The 17,651-nt window shown below is 44.9% G+C and carries 16 protein-coding genes; 14 read left to right on the top strand and 2 right to left on the bottom strand.

Annotated features, from left to right (window positions below; all coding sequences use genetic code 11):
* The first annotated feature begins 177 nt into the window (after positions 1–177).
* The 4 genes from P2G85_RS12445 (at position 178) to modC (ending at position 4,263) form a co-directional block, all read left to right on the top strand.
* Entirely contained in the window at positions 178–1,629 is a 1,452-nt protein-coding gene (locus P2G85_RS12445) for a cobyric acid synthase (protein ID WP_275864404.1), read from the top strand.
* Positions 1,630–1,700: 71 nt separating this feature from the next.
* Entirely contained in the window at positions 1,701–2,456 is a 756-nt protein-coding gene (modA, locus tag P2G85_RS12440; RefSeq protein WP_275864403.1) for a molybdate ABC transporter substrate-binding protein, read from the top strand.
* Positions 2,457–2,464: 8 nt separating this feature from the next.
* Positions 2,465–3,154, top strand: a complete 690-nt coding sequence (gene modB, locus P2G85_RS12435) for a molybdate ABC transporter permease subunit (protein WP_275864402.1) — start codon at positions 2,465–2,467, stop codon at positions 3,152–3,154.
* Entirely contained in the window at positions 3,151–4,263 is a 1,113-nt protein-coding gene (modC, locus tag P2G85_RS12430; protein ID WP_275864401.1) for a molybdenum ABC transporter ATP-binding protein ModC, read from the top strand. Before modB ends, modC begins: the two co-directional genes overlap by 4 nt.
* Positions 4,264–4,327: 64 nt before the next feature.
* On the opposite strand, the gene P2G85_RS12425 is transcribed toward modC, so the two are convergent.
* Positions 4,328–4,765, bottom strand: coding sequence for a DUF3069 domain-containing protein (locus P2G85_RS12425; protein WP_275864400.1), 438 nt, complete (start codon positions 4,763–4,765; stop codon positions 4,328–4,330).
* Positions 4,766–4,947: 182 nt separating this feature from the next.
* Here P2G85_RS12425 and P2G85_RS12420 point away from each other — a divergent pair, with 182 nt between their 5' ends.
* Positions 4,948–5,907 carry a diguanylate cyclase gene (locus tag P2G85_RS12420; RefSeq protein WP_275864399.1) on the top strand — a complete coding sequence of 320 codons (960 nt, stop codon included), beginning with the start codon at positions 4,948–4,950 and terminating at the stop codon, positions 5,905–5,907.
* 22 nt (positions 5,908–5,929) lie between these two features.
* Here P2G85_RS12420 and P2G85_RS12415 read toward each other — a convergent pair whose 3' ends face one another.
* Positions 5,930–7,168 (bottom strand): GGDEF domain-containing protein, encoded by a 1,239-nt coding sequence (locus P2G85_RS12415; protein WP_275864398.1) that lies wholly within the window; start codon positions 7,166–7,168, stop codon positions 5,930–5,932.
* A 253-nt stretch (positions 7,169–7,421) separates the two neighbouring features.
* On the opposite strand from P2G85_RS12415, the gene P2G85_RS12410 reads away from it, so the two are divergent.
* The 9 genes from P2G85_RS12410 (at position 7,422) to P2G85_RS12370 (ending at position 16,026) form a co-directional block, all read left to right on the top strand.
* Positions 7,422–7,790 (top strand): late competence development ComFB family protein, encoded by a 369-nt coding sequence (locus P2G85_RS12410; protein WP_275864397.1) that lies wholly within the window; start codon positions 7,422–7,424, stop codon positions 7,788–7,790.
* 53 nt (positions 7,791–7,843) lie between these two features.
* The gene (locus P2G85_RS12405) at positions 7,844–8,125 is read left to right on the top strand and encodes an HlyU family transcriptional regulator (protein WP_275864396.1); all 282 of its coding nucleotides are present in this window, start codon (positions 7,844–7,846) and stop codon (positions 8,123–8,125) included.
* Positions 8,126–8,562: 437 nt separating this feature from the next.
* Complete coding sequence (locus tag P2G85_RS12400; protein ID WP_275864395.1) at positions 8,563–10,119, top strand: Re/Si-specific NAD(P)(+) transhydrogenase subunit alpha; 1,557 nt, start codon at positions 8,563–8,565, stop codon at positions 10,117–10,119.
* Positions 10,120–10,132: 13 nt separating this feature from the next.
* Complete coding sequence (gene pntB / locus P2G85_RS12395; RefSeq protein WP_275864394.1) at positions 10,133–11,527, top strand: Re/Si-specific NAD(P)(+) transhydrogenase subunit beta; 1,395 nt, start codon at positions 10,133–10,135, stop codon at positions 11,525–11,527.
* A 154-nt stretch (positions 11,528–11,681) separates the two neighbouring features.
* On the top strand, positions 11,682–13,136 hold the full coding sequence (vxrA, locus tag P2G85_RS12390) for a sensor histidine kinase VxrA (protein WP_275864393.1): 1,455 nt from the start codon (positions 11,682–11,684) through the stop codon (positions 13,134–13,136).
* Positions 13,111–13,773 carry a response regulator transcription factor VxrB gene (gene vxrB / locus P2G85_RS12385; protein ID WP_275864392.1) on the top strand — a complete coding sequence of 221 codons (663 nt, stop codon included), beginning with the start codon at positions 13,111–13,113 and terminating at the stop codon, positions 13,771–13,773. The genes vxrA and vxrB overlap by 26 nt, the downstream gene beginning before the upstream one ends.
* A gap of 3 nt (positions 13,774–13,776) precedes the next feature.
* Positions 13,777–14,658 carry a DUF2861 family protein gene (locus P2G85_RS12380; RefSeq protein ID WP_275864391.1) on the top strand — a complete coding sequence of 294 codons (882 nt, stop codon included), beginning with the start codon at positions 13,777–13,779 and terminating at the stop codon, positions 14,656–14,658.
* Between the two features lie 60 nt (positions 14,659–14,718).
* Positions 14,719–15,834, top strand: a complete 1,116-nt coding sequence (locus P2G85_RS12375) for a conjugal transfer protein TraF (protein WP_275864390.1) — start codon at positions 14,719–14,721, stop codon at positions 15,832–15,834.
* A gap of 42 nt (positions 15,835–15,876) precedes the next feature.
* Entirely contained in the window at positions 15,877–16,026 is a 150-nt protein-coding gene (locus tag P2G85_RS12370; RefSeq protein WP_275864389.1) for a YoaH family protein, read from the top strand.
* Positions 16,027–17,651: the final 1,625 nt, after the last annotated feature.

Genomic DNA, 17,651 nt, shown 5'->3' with positions numbered 1-17,651 from the left:
AATATTTGTGATTGGGCCAATATTTAGAGCTGTCTCTTCACTAATAACGTATGAAGTCATGATAACGCGACCTTGCACATTCACAGCGCGTCTATTAGCCGTATTTAGTTCATTTCCTTGAGCAAAGCGGTCAGAAAACGGTAAGATTGCCCATCCCATTATTCCTAAGTGATATAAATGAAATCAGTCATACCTTCTTTAATGGTTCAGGGCACGACATCAGATGCCGGAAAAAGTGTCTTAGTGGCAGGCTTATGCCGGGTATTGGCTCGCCGAGGGGTAAAAATTGCCCCTTTTAAGCCGCAGAATATGGCACTTAATAGTGCCGTAACCAAAGAGGGAGGAGAAATTGGCCGAGCTCAGGCTGTACAAGCTCAGGCTTGTTTCCTGAAGCCCAGCGTCGACATGAACCCGGTGTTGATAAAGCCCAATAGCGATACCGGGGCACAGATCATTCTGCAGGGTAAAGCGCTGACAGATATGGATGCAGTAGGATTCCATGACTATAAAAAAGTGGCCATGAGTACAGTGCTGGACTCATTTTCACGTCTGACAGCAGCGTATGACACGGTATTGGTTGAAGGGGCTGGCAGTCCGGCTGAAATCAATCTGCGCGAGAATGATATTGCGAACATGGGTTTCGCCGAGGCCGCTGATGTGCCGGTGATCATTATTGCTGATATCGATCGGGGTGGGGTGTTTGCACATCTTTATGGCACATTAGCGTTGTTATCAGCATCGGAACAGGCTCGTATTCAGGGATTTGTCATCAATCGGTTTCGTGGGGATATCAGCCTGTTACAGTCCGCCCTGGACTGGCTGGAAGAAAAAACCGGTAAGCCGGTGCTGGGTGTTCTGCCTTATCTGCATGGTTTGAATTTAGAAGCCGAAGATGCCATTACCGAGCAACAAGTGATATCTGATGAGGTAAAGCTGAATGTGGTGGTGCCGATTCTTCCACGGATCAGCAATCATACCGATTTTGATGCGCTGAGACTTAATCCCGATATAAATTTACGTTTCGTTGGCCAGGGTGAAAAACTGGAACGAGCAGATCTGATCGTGCTGCCGGGTTCCAAATCGGTACGTGCCGATCTGGAGTATTTACGCCGACAAGGTTGGGATCAGGATATCCAGCGGCATTTGCGGTTAGGTGGCAGAGTGTTAGGTATATGTGGTGGTTATCAAATGTTGGGGAAATCCATATCTGATCCGTTGGGGGTCGAAGGCCAAGCCGGTACCAGCCAGGGACTGGGGTTATTGGATGTGGAAACGGTGCTTACCGAATATAAACGGCTGACTCATACCGAAGCAAGCCTGTGTTTGCATAGTAAGCCAGTCAGAGTAAAAGGCTATGAGATCCATGTTGGTGAAAGCAAGGTGCGTGGCTGTCAGCCGTTGCTGCTGGATGGCGGAAGCCGCGAAGGTGCGATGAGCGAATGTGGCCAAGTGCTTGGCACTTACTTACACGGATTGTTTGATGAGGCCCAAGGGCTGGCTCATATTGCCGAATGGGTGAATGGCTCTCAAGTCAAACAACAGGATTTTGAACAGCTGAAAGAGCAGGGAATTGAACGCATTGCTGATGCAATAGAACAACATATGAACTTGGACTTTTTATTTCAATGATTACGCTAAAGCGATATCACTCAAGTATGTCTTGCCTTCTGACAAAGGGTGAGTTTACGGGATCTTCAGTTATGAAAAAATGGTGTGTACAACTTTGTTCGTTAGGGTTTTTGTTGGCGTCATTTACAGCAAATGCCAGCGCAGAGTTAAAAGTTTATGCGGCCTCGTCCCTGACTAATGCCATTGATCAAATTGCTGACGACTTTTCTCATCAGCATGGTGTGAAAGTCACCACTGTCTATGGTGGTTCCTCTTCCATAGCACGTCAGATCATTAATGGAGCACCTGCTGATGTGTTTATTTCGGCAAATACCAAATGGATGAAGTATCTGGTAAATGCCGGGCTCTTGAGGAATGACGGTGTCACAAATGTTACGCAGAACTCTTTGGTGGTGATTGCACCCAGCTTTATGTTACCGCGTAACTTTGAGCTTTACCACGGCCAGGCCTGGGTGGAAGCCCTGCAAGAGCAACGTTTAGCATTAGGGGAGCCTATGTCGGTGCCGGCAGGGATGTACGCCAAACAAGCTCTTCAACACATTGGCGTGTGGCCGGACGTCCAGCGTCAGATTGCCCCGGCTAAGAATGTCCGGCAGGCATTAACATTTGTTGAACGCGGGGAAACCCGTTTGGGTATAGTGTATAAAACCGATGCCCGTTTGTCTGATAAAGTGACGGTTGTTGCTGAACTGCCGGTTGATGCTCACAGTAAGATTGTTTATCCTGCTGCTGTGATCAATGACTCGCCGTTGGCAAACCAGTTTGTTGATTATCTGCACTCGGCTAAGGCTAAGTCGGTATTTACGCGCTTTGGTTTCAGAGAATAGGATGTGGTGTGACTGAACTAGAATATCAAGCTCTCATTCTCAGTTTGAAGGTCGGGTTTCATGCCGTGGTTTGGCTTATACCCTTGGGTACCTTTATCGCGTGGCTGTTGTCTCGCAAACAATTTATCGGCAAATCTGTACTGGACAGTCTGATCCATTTACCACTGGTTTTACCCCCCGTGGTGATTGGCTATCTGCTCTTGATATCGCTTGGCAGGCAAAGCCCGGTTGGCTTTTGGCTGTACGAACAATTTGGTGTAGTGTTTAGTTTTAACTGGAAGGGGGCGGTTGTGGCATGTGTGGTGGTGGCTCTGCCCTTGATGGTGCGATCTGTCAGGCTGAGCTTAGAGAGTATCGACCCACGGCTTGAACATGCGGCTGCTACGCTTGGCGCATCTCCTTTACGGGTTTTTCTTACCATTACCTTACCGCTTACGTTACCAGGGCTTATTACCGGAACCATGTTGTCTTTCGCCCGTAGTCTGGGTGAGTTTGGTGCCACCATCAGTTTTGTTTCCAATATTCCGGGTGAAACTCAAACTTTACCGTTGGCGATGTACAACTTTATTGAAACGCCGGGAGCTGAAATGTCGGCTGCTCGCCTGTGCGTCATTTCTATTGTTCTGGCGCTTTCTACGCTTATGGTGTCTGAGTGGTTACGTCGTCGTGCGGCGAAAAGATTGGGAGCGACTTCATGACGATACAGATTCAGTTTACACAGTCGCTGGCTGATACTTATTTCGATATAGAGTTGGAGTTACCGGGTAACGGAATTAGTGCCCTTTTGGGTCGCTCTGGTGCAGGCAAGACGACACTAATTAATGTTATTAGTGGCTTGGTAACGCCTGAACAGGGAAAAGTTCAAGTTGGTCAGCATGTATTGTTCGACAGCGATAAAGGCATCAACCTGCCTGTATACCAGCGAAATATAGGTTATGTGTTTCAGGACGCCCGCTTGTTTCCGCATTATTCGGTCCAAGGTAATCTGTTGTATGGGGTTAAAAAACACGATGATGCGTATTTTGAGACTGTAACATCACTGCTGGCGATTAAGCCTTTACTGGCACGTTTTCCTATCTCGTTGTCCGGAGGAGAAAAGCAGCGCGTTGCGATAGCCAGGGCATTGTTGTCTAAGCCTGATTTGTTGTTAATGGATGAACCATTAGCTTCGCTAGATATGCCACGCAAACGTGAAGTGATGCCGTTTTTAGAAGAACTGTCCGAACAGGTGCAGATCCCGATCATTTATGTTTCTCACAGTTTGCAGGAAATCTTGCGCCTTGCTCACCACCTGACAATATTAGACAAAGGGAAGGTTTTAACCTCAGGTAAGTTAGAAGAGGTTTGGGCTTCTCGTGCAATGCGGCCATGGCAGTCATTTTCGGAGCATAGCAGTTTGTTTGAAGGCCGGATTAAATGTCATCATGATAGATACGCACTCACCTGCGTGAGTCTGGCTGATAATGCGGACCTTTGGGTGCAGAAGATCAATGCCGAGCCTCAAGCACCAGTACGCCTGCAGGTACGTGCGAATGATGTCTCAATTGCATTGGAAAAGCCGGTATCGACGTCGATTCGAAATGTATTAAGCGCTACGGTCCTTTCTGTTGAACCTGATCATGTAGGCGAAGACAAACAAAGCATTAGTGTTTCTTTGCGACTGGCATCGGATTGTGTGCTTTGGGCTACGATCACTCCCTGGGCGTTAGATGACCTTAACCTTCAGTCGGGTGACCAGGTGTATGCACAAATTAAAGGGGTGAGTGTGACTCAGCGGGATGTTGCCATGGCTCACCAGTCAGACTAGGCCATGTCTTTTATTTACAATAAAAAAGGCCGCAATTGCGGCCTTTTTAAACGCTTACCTAAAATTACTTGGCAAAAACTTCTTTAAACTCGCGTTTAAGCAGTGGGTCACGGCGTGCTTTTTTAAGCTGTTTCACCATGTCTTTAACACAGTTATATAGTACAGAATCGAGCATTTGTGCGCGATACTGATCTTTATCTTCCTCTGTCATACCTTCAGGCAGGTTGAGCGTTGGGAACTCTTCCATAACATTGATGCCAGCAAAGGCCTGACCAACAGAAACCAAAGCGTGGAACTGTTCAAAGTTATCCAGAATGTTTTGCGCGCTGGCTGGCAGTTGATCCCAGGCTTCGCGAACAGACTCTTCTGACACTTCATGGATAGAAGTGACCATTTCGAACATTCCCTCAGGAACCTGATCGAACTCAATCACTTTACGTAGTTCAGGAGAAATGCTCTCTAGATCGATTTTTTTGCTTTCACTGTTCGTTGCTTCTGACATGGTACGTCTCTTACATTACAAAAGGCCGGAATATTAATATCAAATGAGTCAAATAGCTACCATAAGTGAAGTTTGAATCCGTGATGCGCAAACAAAATTTAGCAGCTCAAATGCGTCTTTTTGGGCAATGTATCAGTTACTATGATATACGTTTAATAATAATAGCGATTTGGAAGCAGGATATGCAGCAGTCAGCGACCTCGATGCGTATTGTTCTGGTCGACGATGTTCAACTGGACAGGATGCAGTTGGCGATTCGTTTGAAGCAGCAAGGTCACATAGTAAAGGCAGTAAGCAATGGAAAAGAGGCTTTGGCAGTATATAAAAGCTTTGATCCTGAGCTGGTATTACTGGATATTTCGATGCCGGACATGGATGGTTTTGAGGTGTCTCGGCGGATCCGTGATTCATTTCCTGACTGGGTTCCTATCATCTTCTTAAGTAGTCATGAAGAACCTGAAATGATCGCCCGTGCGATTGACGCCGGGGGAGACGACTATTTAATCAAACCAGTGGATAAGCTTGTACTTAATTCTAAGTTGATCGCGATGCAGCGTATCGCTCAAATGCGCCGTGAGCTTAAACAAGCGACCGCCCAGCTTGAAGAAATGAACCAGAAACTGCAGCAGCAAGCGAATGAAGACGGGCTGACTAAGTTGTATAACCGTAGGTATATTGACCATACACTTGAAACCATGATTGGCTGGCATGGTCGGCATAAACTGGCCATGACTCTCATCTTGCTTGATGTCGATTTTTTTAAACCATTCAATGACAATTACGGTCATATTGAGGGAGATAGATGCCTGCAAGCTCTGGCGAAGCAGTTGAAAGTTACCTTTTGCCGTTCGGGTGAGTATGTGGGTCGCTATGGTGGGGAGGAGTTTGTCGTATTGTTGAGTACTACAGATGCAGAAGCGGCAGAGCAGGCGGTAGCAAGGATTGAAGAAGCAGTACAATTACTGGCTTATCCCCATGCATTTTCCAGTGTTGCTAGTTACGTGACGGTGTCACAAGGGGCGTATGTCTTCCAACCTACCGGACATGAAGCGATTTCAGATGTATATGACCAGGCTGATAATGCTTTGTATTCGGCAAAGTCTATGGGGCGAAACACCCATACGATGATCACTACGCTATAATCACTGCCAAAATGCGCTGACGCTAGGAGAATTTAATGCAGTTCCGACCAGCTTTTTTCGCCTTGTATAAGGCATCATCGGCGAGTTTGATGACCTCTTCCGGGTCACGTTCTACCCGGCTGTCAGCGACACCAAAGCTTGCGGTAACAAATACCGTTTTATGTTCAGCATCACCTTTACCACGTTTTTGTATGCCTTGTTCGTGATCATCCGGACGCAACATTTCATTGCGCACAACCACCCCGTACTGTTCGATTTGCATTCGCGCGTCTTCAATGTAAGTTTTACATTGTTCCGCATACTTTCCCTTAAATACCAAAGTAAATTCTTCGCCGCCGAAGCGGTAGGCGATAGCGCCGCCGCTGGTTTTACTCAAGCGTGATGCGACCATTTTTAACACATCATCACCGACGTCGTGGCCATAGGTGTCGTTGAACTTTTTAAAGTGGTCAATATCCAGCATGGCAATGGTATATTTACGGCCCAAATGCTTAAGGTCGAGATCCAGTGCTCGTCGGCTGGGTACTTGGGTCAGGCTGTCAGTAAAAGCGAGTTGGTAGCTGGCTGATGTAGAGTAAACAATAATCAGCAACCCCATTAAGGTATACATTGTGCTGGAGATGTACTGCACGTCGAAGAATATGAATGTGGCGGACGCTAAGACAATAGCAGAGTACAAAATTGCATGGATGATTTCATTCTTTCTGAGCAACAGAATTGCTAGGAAAAGGATAATTCCCACGCAGTAGAGCACAAGTACCAATGGCAGTTTAGATATGCTTGGTACAATGAACAGGATGCCGTTAGTCCAGTCCTCAAAACCGCCTTCTACGTAGTAACTTAACGTGATGTAAGACCAAAATACAAACATGGCCAGCAGTAAAATGTAGATTAGGATTGCTTTAGAGTCGAAACCATCCTCATCAAACAAAAACACCGCGAAGAGAGACACCGGTAACAGAGTAGTTAGTAGTGTTAGTTCAAGTAATGTCGTTCCTGAGCTAAGAGGGACCTGCAGGCGGTACTGGATGATGAAATACGACAGCAACATAGCGATACACACTTTGCACGCACGCCCCTGCCTAAACGAGTAACACATCAATAGTGCACTGCTCAGCAAAACATAGGGTAAATTCTCCGCAACTCCCCAATTGTTTTTGGTCAACTGAATAATACTGTCCATACCTTGGCTAACAAAAGCCAATAGCACGATAGGGAAGAGAAATCTAACCCCTTTAGAGGTCACTAAAGATGAAGACATCTATTATAAATTACCTGCAAATAGTTGAGTATAGCTTAAGAGTTGCATGACAGATTGACCCAACACCACATGAATAAACTACACGCGCAATTATTTTAAAAAAACTAAGAATACGTGTATTTATGAAATTTCCAAGCCTTTTGACTCTGTTTGCGACAAAAACAGAGAAGTTGGTTAAATTAAACACAATCAATGAGTTGTTGTAATATTAACCTTGCTATAATGTAGTTGTGTCTAATCAAAGGAGTCCGGTATGCAGATAAGTTCAGACGTACACAATTACATGGAAACGCTAGTCGGGCAGGAACTCGCAGCAACGCAGTACACGGAGCAGTTCAACCATGAGCAATTGGCTGATATTGCATGTTTGGCTCTGGTTCAGCTTAAGCCCGTCTACATCAGACACGATATCGATTTCCTTTCCGCCCTCCCTGAAAATAAGCTTGAACAGTTTAAACAGAGCGTTGAGGTTGCAGTAACCAATGCGGCCCAGATGGTTATCGAAGATCGGCGCAAGAATCGTGAAAGTGATGTTCCTGTCATTTTCTCCCATACCCGTTATGATGAAGACTGTGAACTGGATTGGTTTGAAAAACCTATTCTCAATATTAACCTGAAGTAGAGCAAAACATTTAGTTGTGAGAGCACTAAATAAAGTATTACCCGGGAGGTACAGTGGGACTGTTTTCACGATTGTTCGGCGGCCGCAAAGAGCCTGAACAACCAAAGGCTGTAGAACCGATAGAGTATAAAGGTTTTTTGATTTATCAAGAGAGTATTGCTGAGGGTGGACAGTATCGGGTTGCCGGGCGAATAACTAAAGAGATCGATGGTGAAGTGAAAAATCACCGCTTTATCCGTTCAGACTTGCTAGGCTCAGAGCAAGACGCCAACGAGTTAATGCTGAAAAAATCGCAAATGTTCATTGATCAAATGGGTGAGAGCATCTTCGATTAAGAATTGTTGTCAACTTGATTCCAATCATCATAGCAAGAGCTGTTAGTGTATATGCTAGTGGCTCTTTTTATTTTTTTTAGCGTTTATGTACTTGTTATGTAAGTTTTTATTTCATTCTGGTCTGACCTCTGTCTAGTGTAGTAACTTGTTGTTATTTTTCACTGACACGTAGACAATCAACGATTACCTAGCGTTATATGTAATGAAATTTTGTTTTTTTGTTACAAAACACTTGAAGTCAGGATAGACGTTCGATACAAACAGAATATTAACAGGACTGTTAGTCAAGACCGTGGATGTTAAGTGAATGACCACAACACCATCATTCATTTGACAAATTTGAGTAGTAAACAGAAAGAAATAAAACAGAATCAAACTCGGGCTCACGCTCAAGTTTTTGGACCATTTTATAGTTATGTATACAAGGAGTATGCGTTTTGCAAATCGGTGTACCTAAAGAAATACTCGCTGGTGAATCGCGGGTGGCTGCCTCGCCTAACTCGGTAGAGCAGTTGATGAAACTGGGTTTCGATGTCGCTATCGAATCTCAGGCAGGGGTGCTGGCGAGTTTTGATGATGCGGCGTATGAAGCGGCTGGAGCAAAAATCGTATCTAGCGAAGAAGTGTGGAAGTCAGGTCTTATCCTCAAGGTTAATGCACCTATTGTTGATGAAGAGAAAAACATCGATGAAATCGCACTCTTGCAAGATGGCGCGACACTTATCAGCTTTATCTGGCCAGCACAAAATCAGGAACTGATGGAGCAGCTTTCCAGTAAGAACATCAATGTACTTGCGATGGACTCTGTACCACGTATCTCTCGTGCGCAAGCTCTGGATGCACTTTCTTCAATGGCAAACATTGCCGGTTACCGTGCTGTAGTTGAGGCGGCGCACGAGTTTGGCCGCTTTTTTACCGGTCAGATTACAGCCGCTGGTAAAGTGCCACCTGCGAAGGTGTTGGTAGCTGGTGCCGGTGTTGCCGGTTTGGCTGCAATCGGTGCAGCAGGCAGCCTGGGTGCGATTGTTCGTTCTTTTGACGTTCGTCCTGAAGTAAAAGAGCAAGTTGAATCAATGGGGGCGGAGTTCTTAACGGTTGACTACCAGGAAGACTCAGGCTCCGGTGACGGCTATGCCAAAGAAATGTCTGATGAATTCAACAAAAAAGCCGCCGAGCTTTACGCGGCACAAGCCAAAGATGTTGATATCATCATCACTACCGCTCTGATCCCAGGTAAACCTGCACCAACGCTGATCACTAAAGAAATGGTCGACAGCATGAAAGCAGGCAGCGTGATTGTTGATTTGGCGGCGGCCAACGGTGGTAACTGTGAGTACACGGTAAAAGATCAGGTCATCACGACGGACAACGGCGTGAAAGTTGTTGGTTATACCGATATGGTTGGCCGACTGCCGACTCAGTCTTCTCAGCTTTATGCCACCAACCTTGTCAACCTTCTGAAACTGTTGTGTAAAGAGAAAGACGGCAACATTAACATCGATTTTGAAGATGTAGTGCTTCGTGGTGTGACCGTTGTAAAAGAAGGCGAAGTCACTTGGCCTGCGCCACCGATTCAGGTTTCTGCCCAGCCTCAGGCAAAAGTCGAACAACCAGTTAAGCCAGAGCCTAAAGTAGAAGAGCCAACTTCTCCGGTGAAAAAATTTGCCGCACTAGCAGTTGGTGTCGGAGCATTTGCCTGGGTTGCTTCTGTTGCTCCTGCCGCATTCCTATCTCACTTTACCGTATTCGTGTTGGCGTGTGTGGTTGGTTATTACGTGGTATGGAATGTTACTCACGCGCTGCATACACCACTCATGTCGGTTACTAATGCTATATCTGGCATTATCGTGGTGGGTGCGTTGCTGCAAATTGGTCAGGGTAACGGTGTGGTTACCTTCTTGTCTTTCATCGCCGTCCTCATTGCGAGCATCAACATCTTTGGTGGTTTTACTGTCACCAAACGTATGCTTGAAATGTTCCGCAAAGATAAATAATAGGGAGTAACCAATGTCTGCAGGATTAGTACAAGCGGCATACATCGTTGCTGCGCTATTTTTCATCTTAAGTCTCGCGGGACTTTCTAAACAAGAATCGGCAAGAAACGGTAACTATTACGGTATTGCAGGTATGACGATCGCGTTGATCGCGACGATCTTCAGTCCAAGTGCCGAAGGCTTTGCCTGGATCATCATCGCGATGGTGATCGGTGGCGGTATTGGTATCCACTATGCGAAAAAAGTGGAAATGACTGAAATGCCTGAACTGGTTGCAATCCTACACAGCTTTGTTGGTATGGCAGCGGTGTTGGTAGGCTACAACAGTTTTCTTGCGCCACCTGAGCCAGTATCAACTGATCTGGCTGGTATTCACGCAGAACATGTGATTCACATGGTGGAAGTATTCCTTGGCGTGTTTATTGGTGCAGTAACTTTCACAGGTTCTATCGTCGCGTTTGGTAAGCTACGTGGTGTGATTTCTTCTTCACCACTGAACCTTCCGCATAAACACAAAATGAACCTGGCTGCGATCGTAGTTTCTACGCTGCTAATGATCTACTTTGTTAAGGCTGACGGCAGCATGTTCGCACTTATTGTGATGACATTGATTGCATTTGCCTTTGGTTACCACCTGGTTGCATCGATTGGCGGTGCTGACATGCCAGTGGTCGTTTCAATGTTGAACTCATACTCCGGCTGGGCTGCAGCTGCGGCAGGTTTCATGCTGGCAAACGATCTACTGATTGTGACCGGTGCGTTGGTTGGTTCATCGGGTGCGATTCTATCTTACATTATGTGTAAAGCGATGAACCGCTCGTTTGTCAGTGTTATCGCTGGTGGCTTTGGCCAGGAAGTGGTTATTTCTGGCGATGAAGATCACGGTGAACACCGCGAAACAACGGCAGAAGAAGTGGCAGAGATGCTGAAGAACTCAAAATCTGTGATCATCACTCCGGGATACGGCATGGCTGTTGCACAAGCTCAGTACCCAGTGCATGAGATCTCAGATACACTTCGTGCCCAAGGTATTGAAGTACGCTTTGGTATCCACCCAGTAGCGGGGCGCTTGCCTGGTCACATGAACGTATTGCTGGCAGAAGCAAAAGTACCGTACGATATCGTTCTGGAAATGGACGAGATCAACGATGACTTCTCCGATACCGATACTGTTCTGGTTATTGGTGCGAACGATACAGTTAACCCGGCTGCACTGGAAGATCCGAACAGCCCAATCGCTGGTATGCCAGTGCTGGAAGTTTGGAACGCCAAAAATGTAGTTGTATTCAAACGTTCAATGAATACGGGTTACGCTGGTGTACAAAACCCATTGTTCTTTAAAGAGAACACATCAATGTTGTTCGGTGATGCAAAAGAGAGTGTAGAGGCGATTTTCAAAGCGCTGTAATCTCTATCGGACAAAAATCAATCAAGGCCAGCATTCGCTGGCCTTTTTTATGTCTGCTCAATGTTATAGAAATGCAAATCCTCCGGCTGGCGAATATTATTTGGCGATCAATTGAGGTATAGTCCGATTTAGTGCTGAGAATGATGGTAACAGTTTGATCAAACAGTTTTTGCAAATTTCTGCGTTGGTATTTTCGGTGATATCAGCCCCAGTAGTAGCAGATTCATTACCTGAACGAATAGACACCTTTACTGAGCTATTCGATTACGAGTTTGCCAATAAAGGGTATGATATACGCATTATACAGTCGAACTATCCGACGAAATTAATTTCGCCGGAGTCGATGTTGCCACAAACCGCTGATTATCCATTGAAAGATATACAACAATTGTATCGGTTAGCGAATACATGCAGAGGTAAGTTGCCGTTAAGTCCGTTGATTACTGAACCACTGGTGTTTACCAGAGCCGTGTGTAAAGGAACGCGTTTAAGTTGGCGATGGTTTTCTCGTAGTGGCCTTATTCACCCCGGAGGTGGGAGTTATGCGGCCCGTTACGCTGAAATTTACCCGGAGCTTAAATCTGAGCTTGCGCAATATATGCATATCAAAGAGCGCAGCAATGAGGAGGGGGATGAGCTATTAACCCACCTGCAGCAGATGAATGATGACGCAATCAGTGCTCTTATTGCAGGTTCCAGCATGTTTATCGATGGTGACGAGCTGTGGTTAAGACGGGGTGATCATTACTTCGTATTCCCGAAAAAAATCTGGCAAGAAAATGTAACTAATGCGGGTTTAACCTATAGTCTGGCAACGACAAGTCAGAGCTGTTTTGTTAAGCGTGGCAATATTTGCTGGGACGTTGAAGATCACTCTCAAGTGTTACAGATCAGTATGATTGTTCTGGTCATAGCAAATATTATGTTGGTGATCGGCTGGTCAGTGTATCGTTGGAATAGTAAACGGCAGGAGATGAGGAGCCGTATGCTGGTTCTGCAGATCCTGACGCATGAGCTCAGAACACCAATTGCATCATTGTCTATGACAGTGGAAGGGTTTAGAAGAGAGTTCGAAAATTTACCGGAAAGTGTTTACGATGAGTTCAGACGTCTGTGTGAAGATACTCGGCGTCTTCGTCAGTTAGCAGAAGCGAGTAAAGACTATTTGCAATCTGACAACCAGCAACTCGCTACCGACTGGGTTCCATCTGTCTCAGAGTGGCTGGAATATAAAATTGAAGAAGAATTTGACGGTGCAGTACGGTTCAATTTAAATCAAGATGTGGCGGCTAAAGTTAATGTATACTGGCTTGGCACCTGTATCGACAACTTATTGCGTAATGCACTGAAATATGGTCAAGCGCCGGTAGAGCTTCGTGTTGATACCAGCGCGGAGAGATTACTCATCCAAGTAAAAGATGCTGGCAGCTTAACTGCGAAAGACTGGGCACATCTTAAAAAACCGTTTGTAAGTAAAAGCGGTTTAGGACTTGGATTAACAATTGTTGAATCAATGGTGGGTCGCATGGGCGGAAAGATGTCCTTAGTAGGACCACCCACTACTTTTATATTGGAGATACCTTGTGAAACAGACACTGCTTCTCGTTGAGGACGATAAAAACTTGGCTGATGGCCTGTTAGTGAGCCTGGAACAAGCAGGATACGAGTGTTTACATGTTGAGCGTATTTCGGACGTTGCGCCGCAATGGAAAAAAGCTGATCTGGTTATTCTGGACCGACAGCTTCCTGATGGTGATTCAGTGGACGTATTGCCGGAATGGAAACAGATTAAAGATGTTCCAGTGATTTTGCTGACGGCACTGGTGACGGTGAAAGATAAAGTTGCAGGTCTGGATTCTGGTGCGAACGATTATTTAACCAAGCCATTTGCTGAAGCGGAGCTATTTGCCCGTATTCGTGCTCAATTGCGAGCGCCGGATGCTGGTGAGCAAAGCAGTAATGATAAAGTAATAACAGAAGAGCTAGAGATCAACCGTGCGACACGCGAGGTTCTCTTTAAAGGGGAAATGATTACGCTAACTCGAACTGAATTCGATCTGCTGTTGTTCTTGGCATCAAACTTAGGCCGGGTATTTACTCGTGATGAGCTTTTGGATCATGTTTGGGGCTACAATCATTTTCCAACCACACGTACTGTTGATACGCACGTACTACAACTTCGCCAGAAATTACCTGGTTTAGAGATAGAAACCTTACGTGGTGTTGGATATAAGATGAAAGCGTAATTGATGAAAATCAGACTACTTTTCATTTTGACATTGATGTCGTTGAAACCAGTTCAGGCCATGGACTGGTTTCAATCTAATACGCCTTTAACCCGGGCCCACCAGTATTTACTTGAAGATGATATGGGTAGAATGTTCAACACACTTGTTGAGCTATGGCAATCAGAATCTGCTAATAACCTTACCCAGCATTTAAATGATCTATTGCGTCAGTCACTTTCTCGAGATTGTGGGAAATCTTTGACTGGTGTCACTCTTCCTGAATGGATTACCGGTGTCAACGTAATTCGCCAGACAATTCAAAGTCCTGGTCGTGACACTTTTCGTTTAATGGTAAAACTCAGAGCCACAAGCGAGATTGACAATATTACATTTCGTCGTTGGGCTGGTAGTTCTATATCTTCTGATAGTTCATTTGGGAAAACTGTCAGTGACACTGTCACGTCACTACTCAATGAGCAAGAATACCTTAAGCGTTATAACCTGACTGGTAATCTTGAGCCGGGACTTTATCATCTCACCGTTACCAGTAAAGATGGCCAGGTATACCAGACCTGGGTTATTCTTGCGAACTCAAATTCTTCACAATATGTTCGCTGGACATCAAAAGAGAACTGGAAAGTAGAGAAAAGTGCATTGCGCAATCCCCATTGTCCTTTGCCGCTATTGAAAGTAGTGTTATATGACAATATCGACGGTCAGTATAAACACGTATGGGAAAAGACGTATGAGTCTGATTATCCAAACGCACTTGAGATTGATGATATTGCAAATGATCGTTATGTTCTTGCTGTTAGCATCAATAGCCGCCGTTGGCAGGGTGACTTAATTGTGGAGCAAGCTCAAACTATTAGCCGTACTTATGATGTTTCCAGGGAAGAATAAGTTAAAGTCTTAGTATTTAGGCCGATATAAGCTTAGGAACAACCAAAACATAAGTGTAGCATGAAGACACAAATTAAATTATTGGCAGCAATAACCGCTGCGGCAATTTCTGGCTCCGCGACTGCGGCAACGTATGCAATAGAGGCACGCAGTGACGCGATGGGTGGAGTAGGTACCGTTTCTGCCTCTTATCTGACCGCTCCGTTTTTTAACCCCGCACTCACGGCTATCTATCGTCGTAACGATGATGCTGGCATGATAGTCCCCAGTTTTGGGATTAGCTATAACGATCCGGATCAGTTGATCGACGAGATCGAACGGATTGGAGGGTTGGGTGATCCACTGGAAATTGCGGAGGCTTTGAACGCGGTTAACAATAAAAAAATGGATTTTAACCTCGGCGGTGTAGTTGCCTTTGGTATTCCAAACCAATTCTTATCAGCGACTGCCTACGGCAAGCTCTACACAGAGTCATTTGTCAGCCCAAACATTGACGAAACTTCTCCTGATCTTAGTAACAGCTATGTACAAGGCGTAACCATCGGCGTTGCTGAAGCCGGGATATCCCTTGCCAAATACACTACATTCATGCATCAACACATTGCTTTGGGTATAACACCTAAGTTGCAACGCATGTATACCTACTCTTATGCCACAAGTTTTAACGGCTTCGATACCAGTGATTTACGCGACAATGAAACCGCAGAGACCATATTCAACTTGGATGCCGGCGCGCTCTGGTTTTACGGTCCATTCCGGGTTGGTCTGACGGCAAAAAACCTTATTGGGCGTGATGTTAAAACAAAATCATTTACCTTTGGTACTGACACAATCCAGTCGTATGAATATAGTATGCGACCACTGTATACGTTGGGAGCGGGGATCGTTGCTGACTACTTTACCTTTAGTGTCGATTACGACTTAAATGAAGAGAAGCGCTTTTCTTCGTTTGATGATAATACACAAATGCTCCGCGCTGGTTTTGAAGTTGATATTCTGCGTCAGATGGCTTTGCGAGGAGGTTATATGACCAATATCGCACGCAGTGATGATGAAGGAACAATCACGGCAGGTATTGGCTTATCGCCGCTTAACCTCATTGAACTGGATCTCGCGGTTCAATACACCAATGAGAACGCGATGGGAGCGTCAATTAATTTCCTTGCGACATACTAAGTGAATCGCTATAGTCAGCTCCTCTAAAAGAGGAGCTTTTTTATGTTTGATGATCTACCACCTCTGTCGCACGAAGAACAGCAGAAAGCTGTTGAGCGTATTCAGCAACTTATGGAACAAGGTACCAGCACCGCAGAAGCGATAAAGATAGTCGCTGACCAGATTCGTGCTGAGTATGCCAAAAAGCGCTAGCACAATCTGGATAATCCAATAACAGTAAATTGAACAGAGCAGGGGAAGTCTCCTGCTTTTTTTATGCCTGCCACACATCCCTAATTTCCTATCCCGTTCTTCCATGATTGCGTGACCGTGTCACGTCAATGTAACTGCAAATTCCCACAAGGTGATTAGTAAAATTTTACTAATTCACATTTACGCCTGTGCTGCGGATGCAGGCTTTCCTGTTAATTGAATTGATTTTAGGAACAAATGCAATATAAACAAGGATTTACCATAGTTTAAAGTGCTTAACCTTTATTTGCTATGACATGCTATGTAATTAAATTACACATCAGCAATCTAATCGTTATTCGGGCAGCAGAAAATGCTAAATGGCTGGATTTGATACAACGTAACGTTAGCTCAATCTCATTTTCCCTTTACCGGAAGGCGGTGTTAGCAACAGTAAGCACCAACCCACATTTGGAGTAAGGTTGGTTGATTGCCGCAACTCGGTTTATGGATCTGAGAAATGAGGATGGACGGGCTAGTTAAAAAAAGCGGCTTTGTTTCATTTTCAACCTCTTGATAGCTATTAGGGTGCTCGAGTTAGGCTTTGGTAGAGCAGGGATGTTAGGTATAATGCGGTGACGTGGTAACGTAATTTGAGTGGAACAGCTTTGAGCTTCTTGTGTTTATGGAGCTTGCGAACTTTGTGATGATGTTAATTGCCCAAGTCACCAAACACACCCTAAGTCAATGTGTTGCCAGGATTAAGTTTAAAAGGAATTTAGTAGTGCTTAAACTTAAGACGAACTATAGTGATGGTGACACTGTCACCAATAAATGAAATGCCGGCTTATAGGGCGACGAACACCGAATTTCTTTAAGTAGCGGAGAACTGATTTGAGTGAGTTTGGCATAGAATGTGATGCCGAGCGAACTTAATTAAGCACTATCAAAAAATCCCATTTACTCATATGGCAAAAACTCTGGGGCGCTCAGCTCATTCAATATATGTTCGTTCCAAGAAACTCATTCGAGATGGGCTTATCGTAAACGACCAACGTTGGAGAAAATCTCATTACAGTGCTAAAGAAGATGCGTTCATCATTGCATGCCAAGATAAAATGTCGTTCGAGCAAGTTGGTCACGTTCTTGGCCGTAGCAGAGACTCAGTAAAAGTTAGAGCTGGTAAGTTAGGCGTCTCATACAGAAAAGTTGCAGAGACTTCACCTGTAGTGAAACTCTTAAATGATGATGTTGAGTTGATACGCCAGCTGTCAGAACTAGGGTTAACTTATCGCGAAATCTCATATAAGTTCGAGGTTGAGGAAAGTCATGTGAGAAGAGTCTGCACGTTCGAAGCTCGGTTGTATGTCGATAAAGAGGACTTCTTGAGTCACCACGCTAGGCAGCTTGATGCAATCGACGATATGGATTAACACAGTAAATGACTGATTAATATGCCAAAATTACCCATAAAAAGTGCGTATTATGTATATTATGTTAAATTGAGTTTAGCTATGATTAAGTGTATTAGTTCCGACTAGATCTGACACTTCAATTTGAAAAGAAGAGAGTTACCCACTTTGATTAAAGGTGCTGAATCTGTAATCAAAGACAATAAGAGGTAACTCTCATGCTTCATACTAGCA

The sequence above is a fragment of the Vibrio sp. CAU 1672 genome, from assembly GCF_029223195.1.
Lineage (GTDB): Bacteria > Pseudomonadota > Gammaproteobacteria > Enterobacterales > Vibrionaceae > Vibrio.
This window is presented reverse-complemented; position numbering and strand designations above follow the sequence as displayed.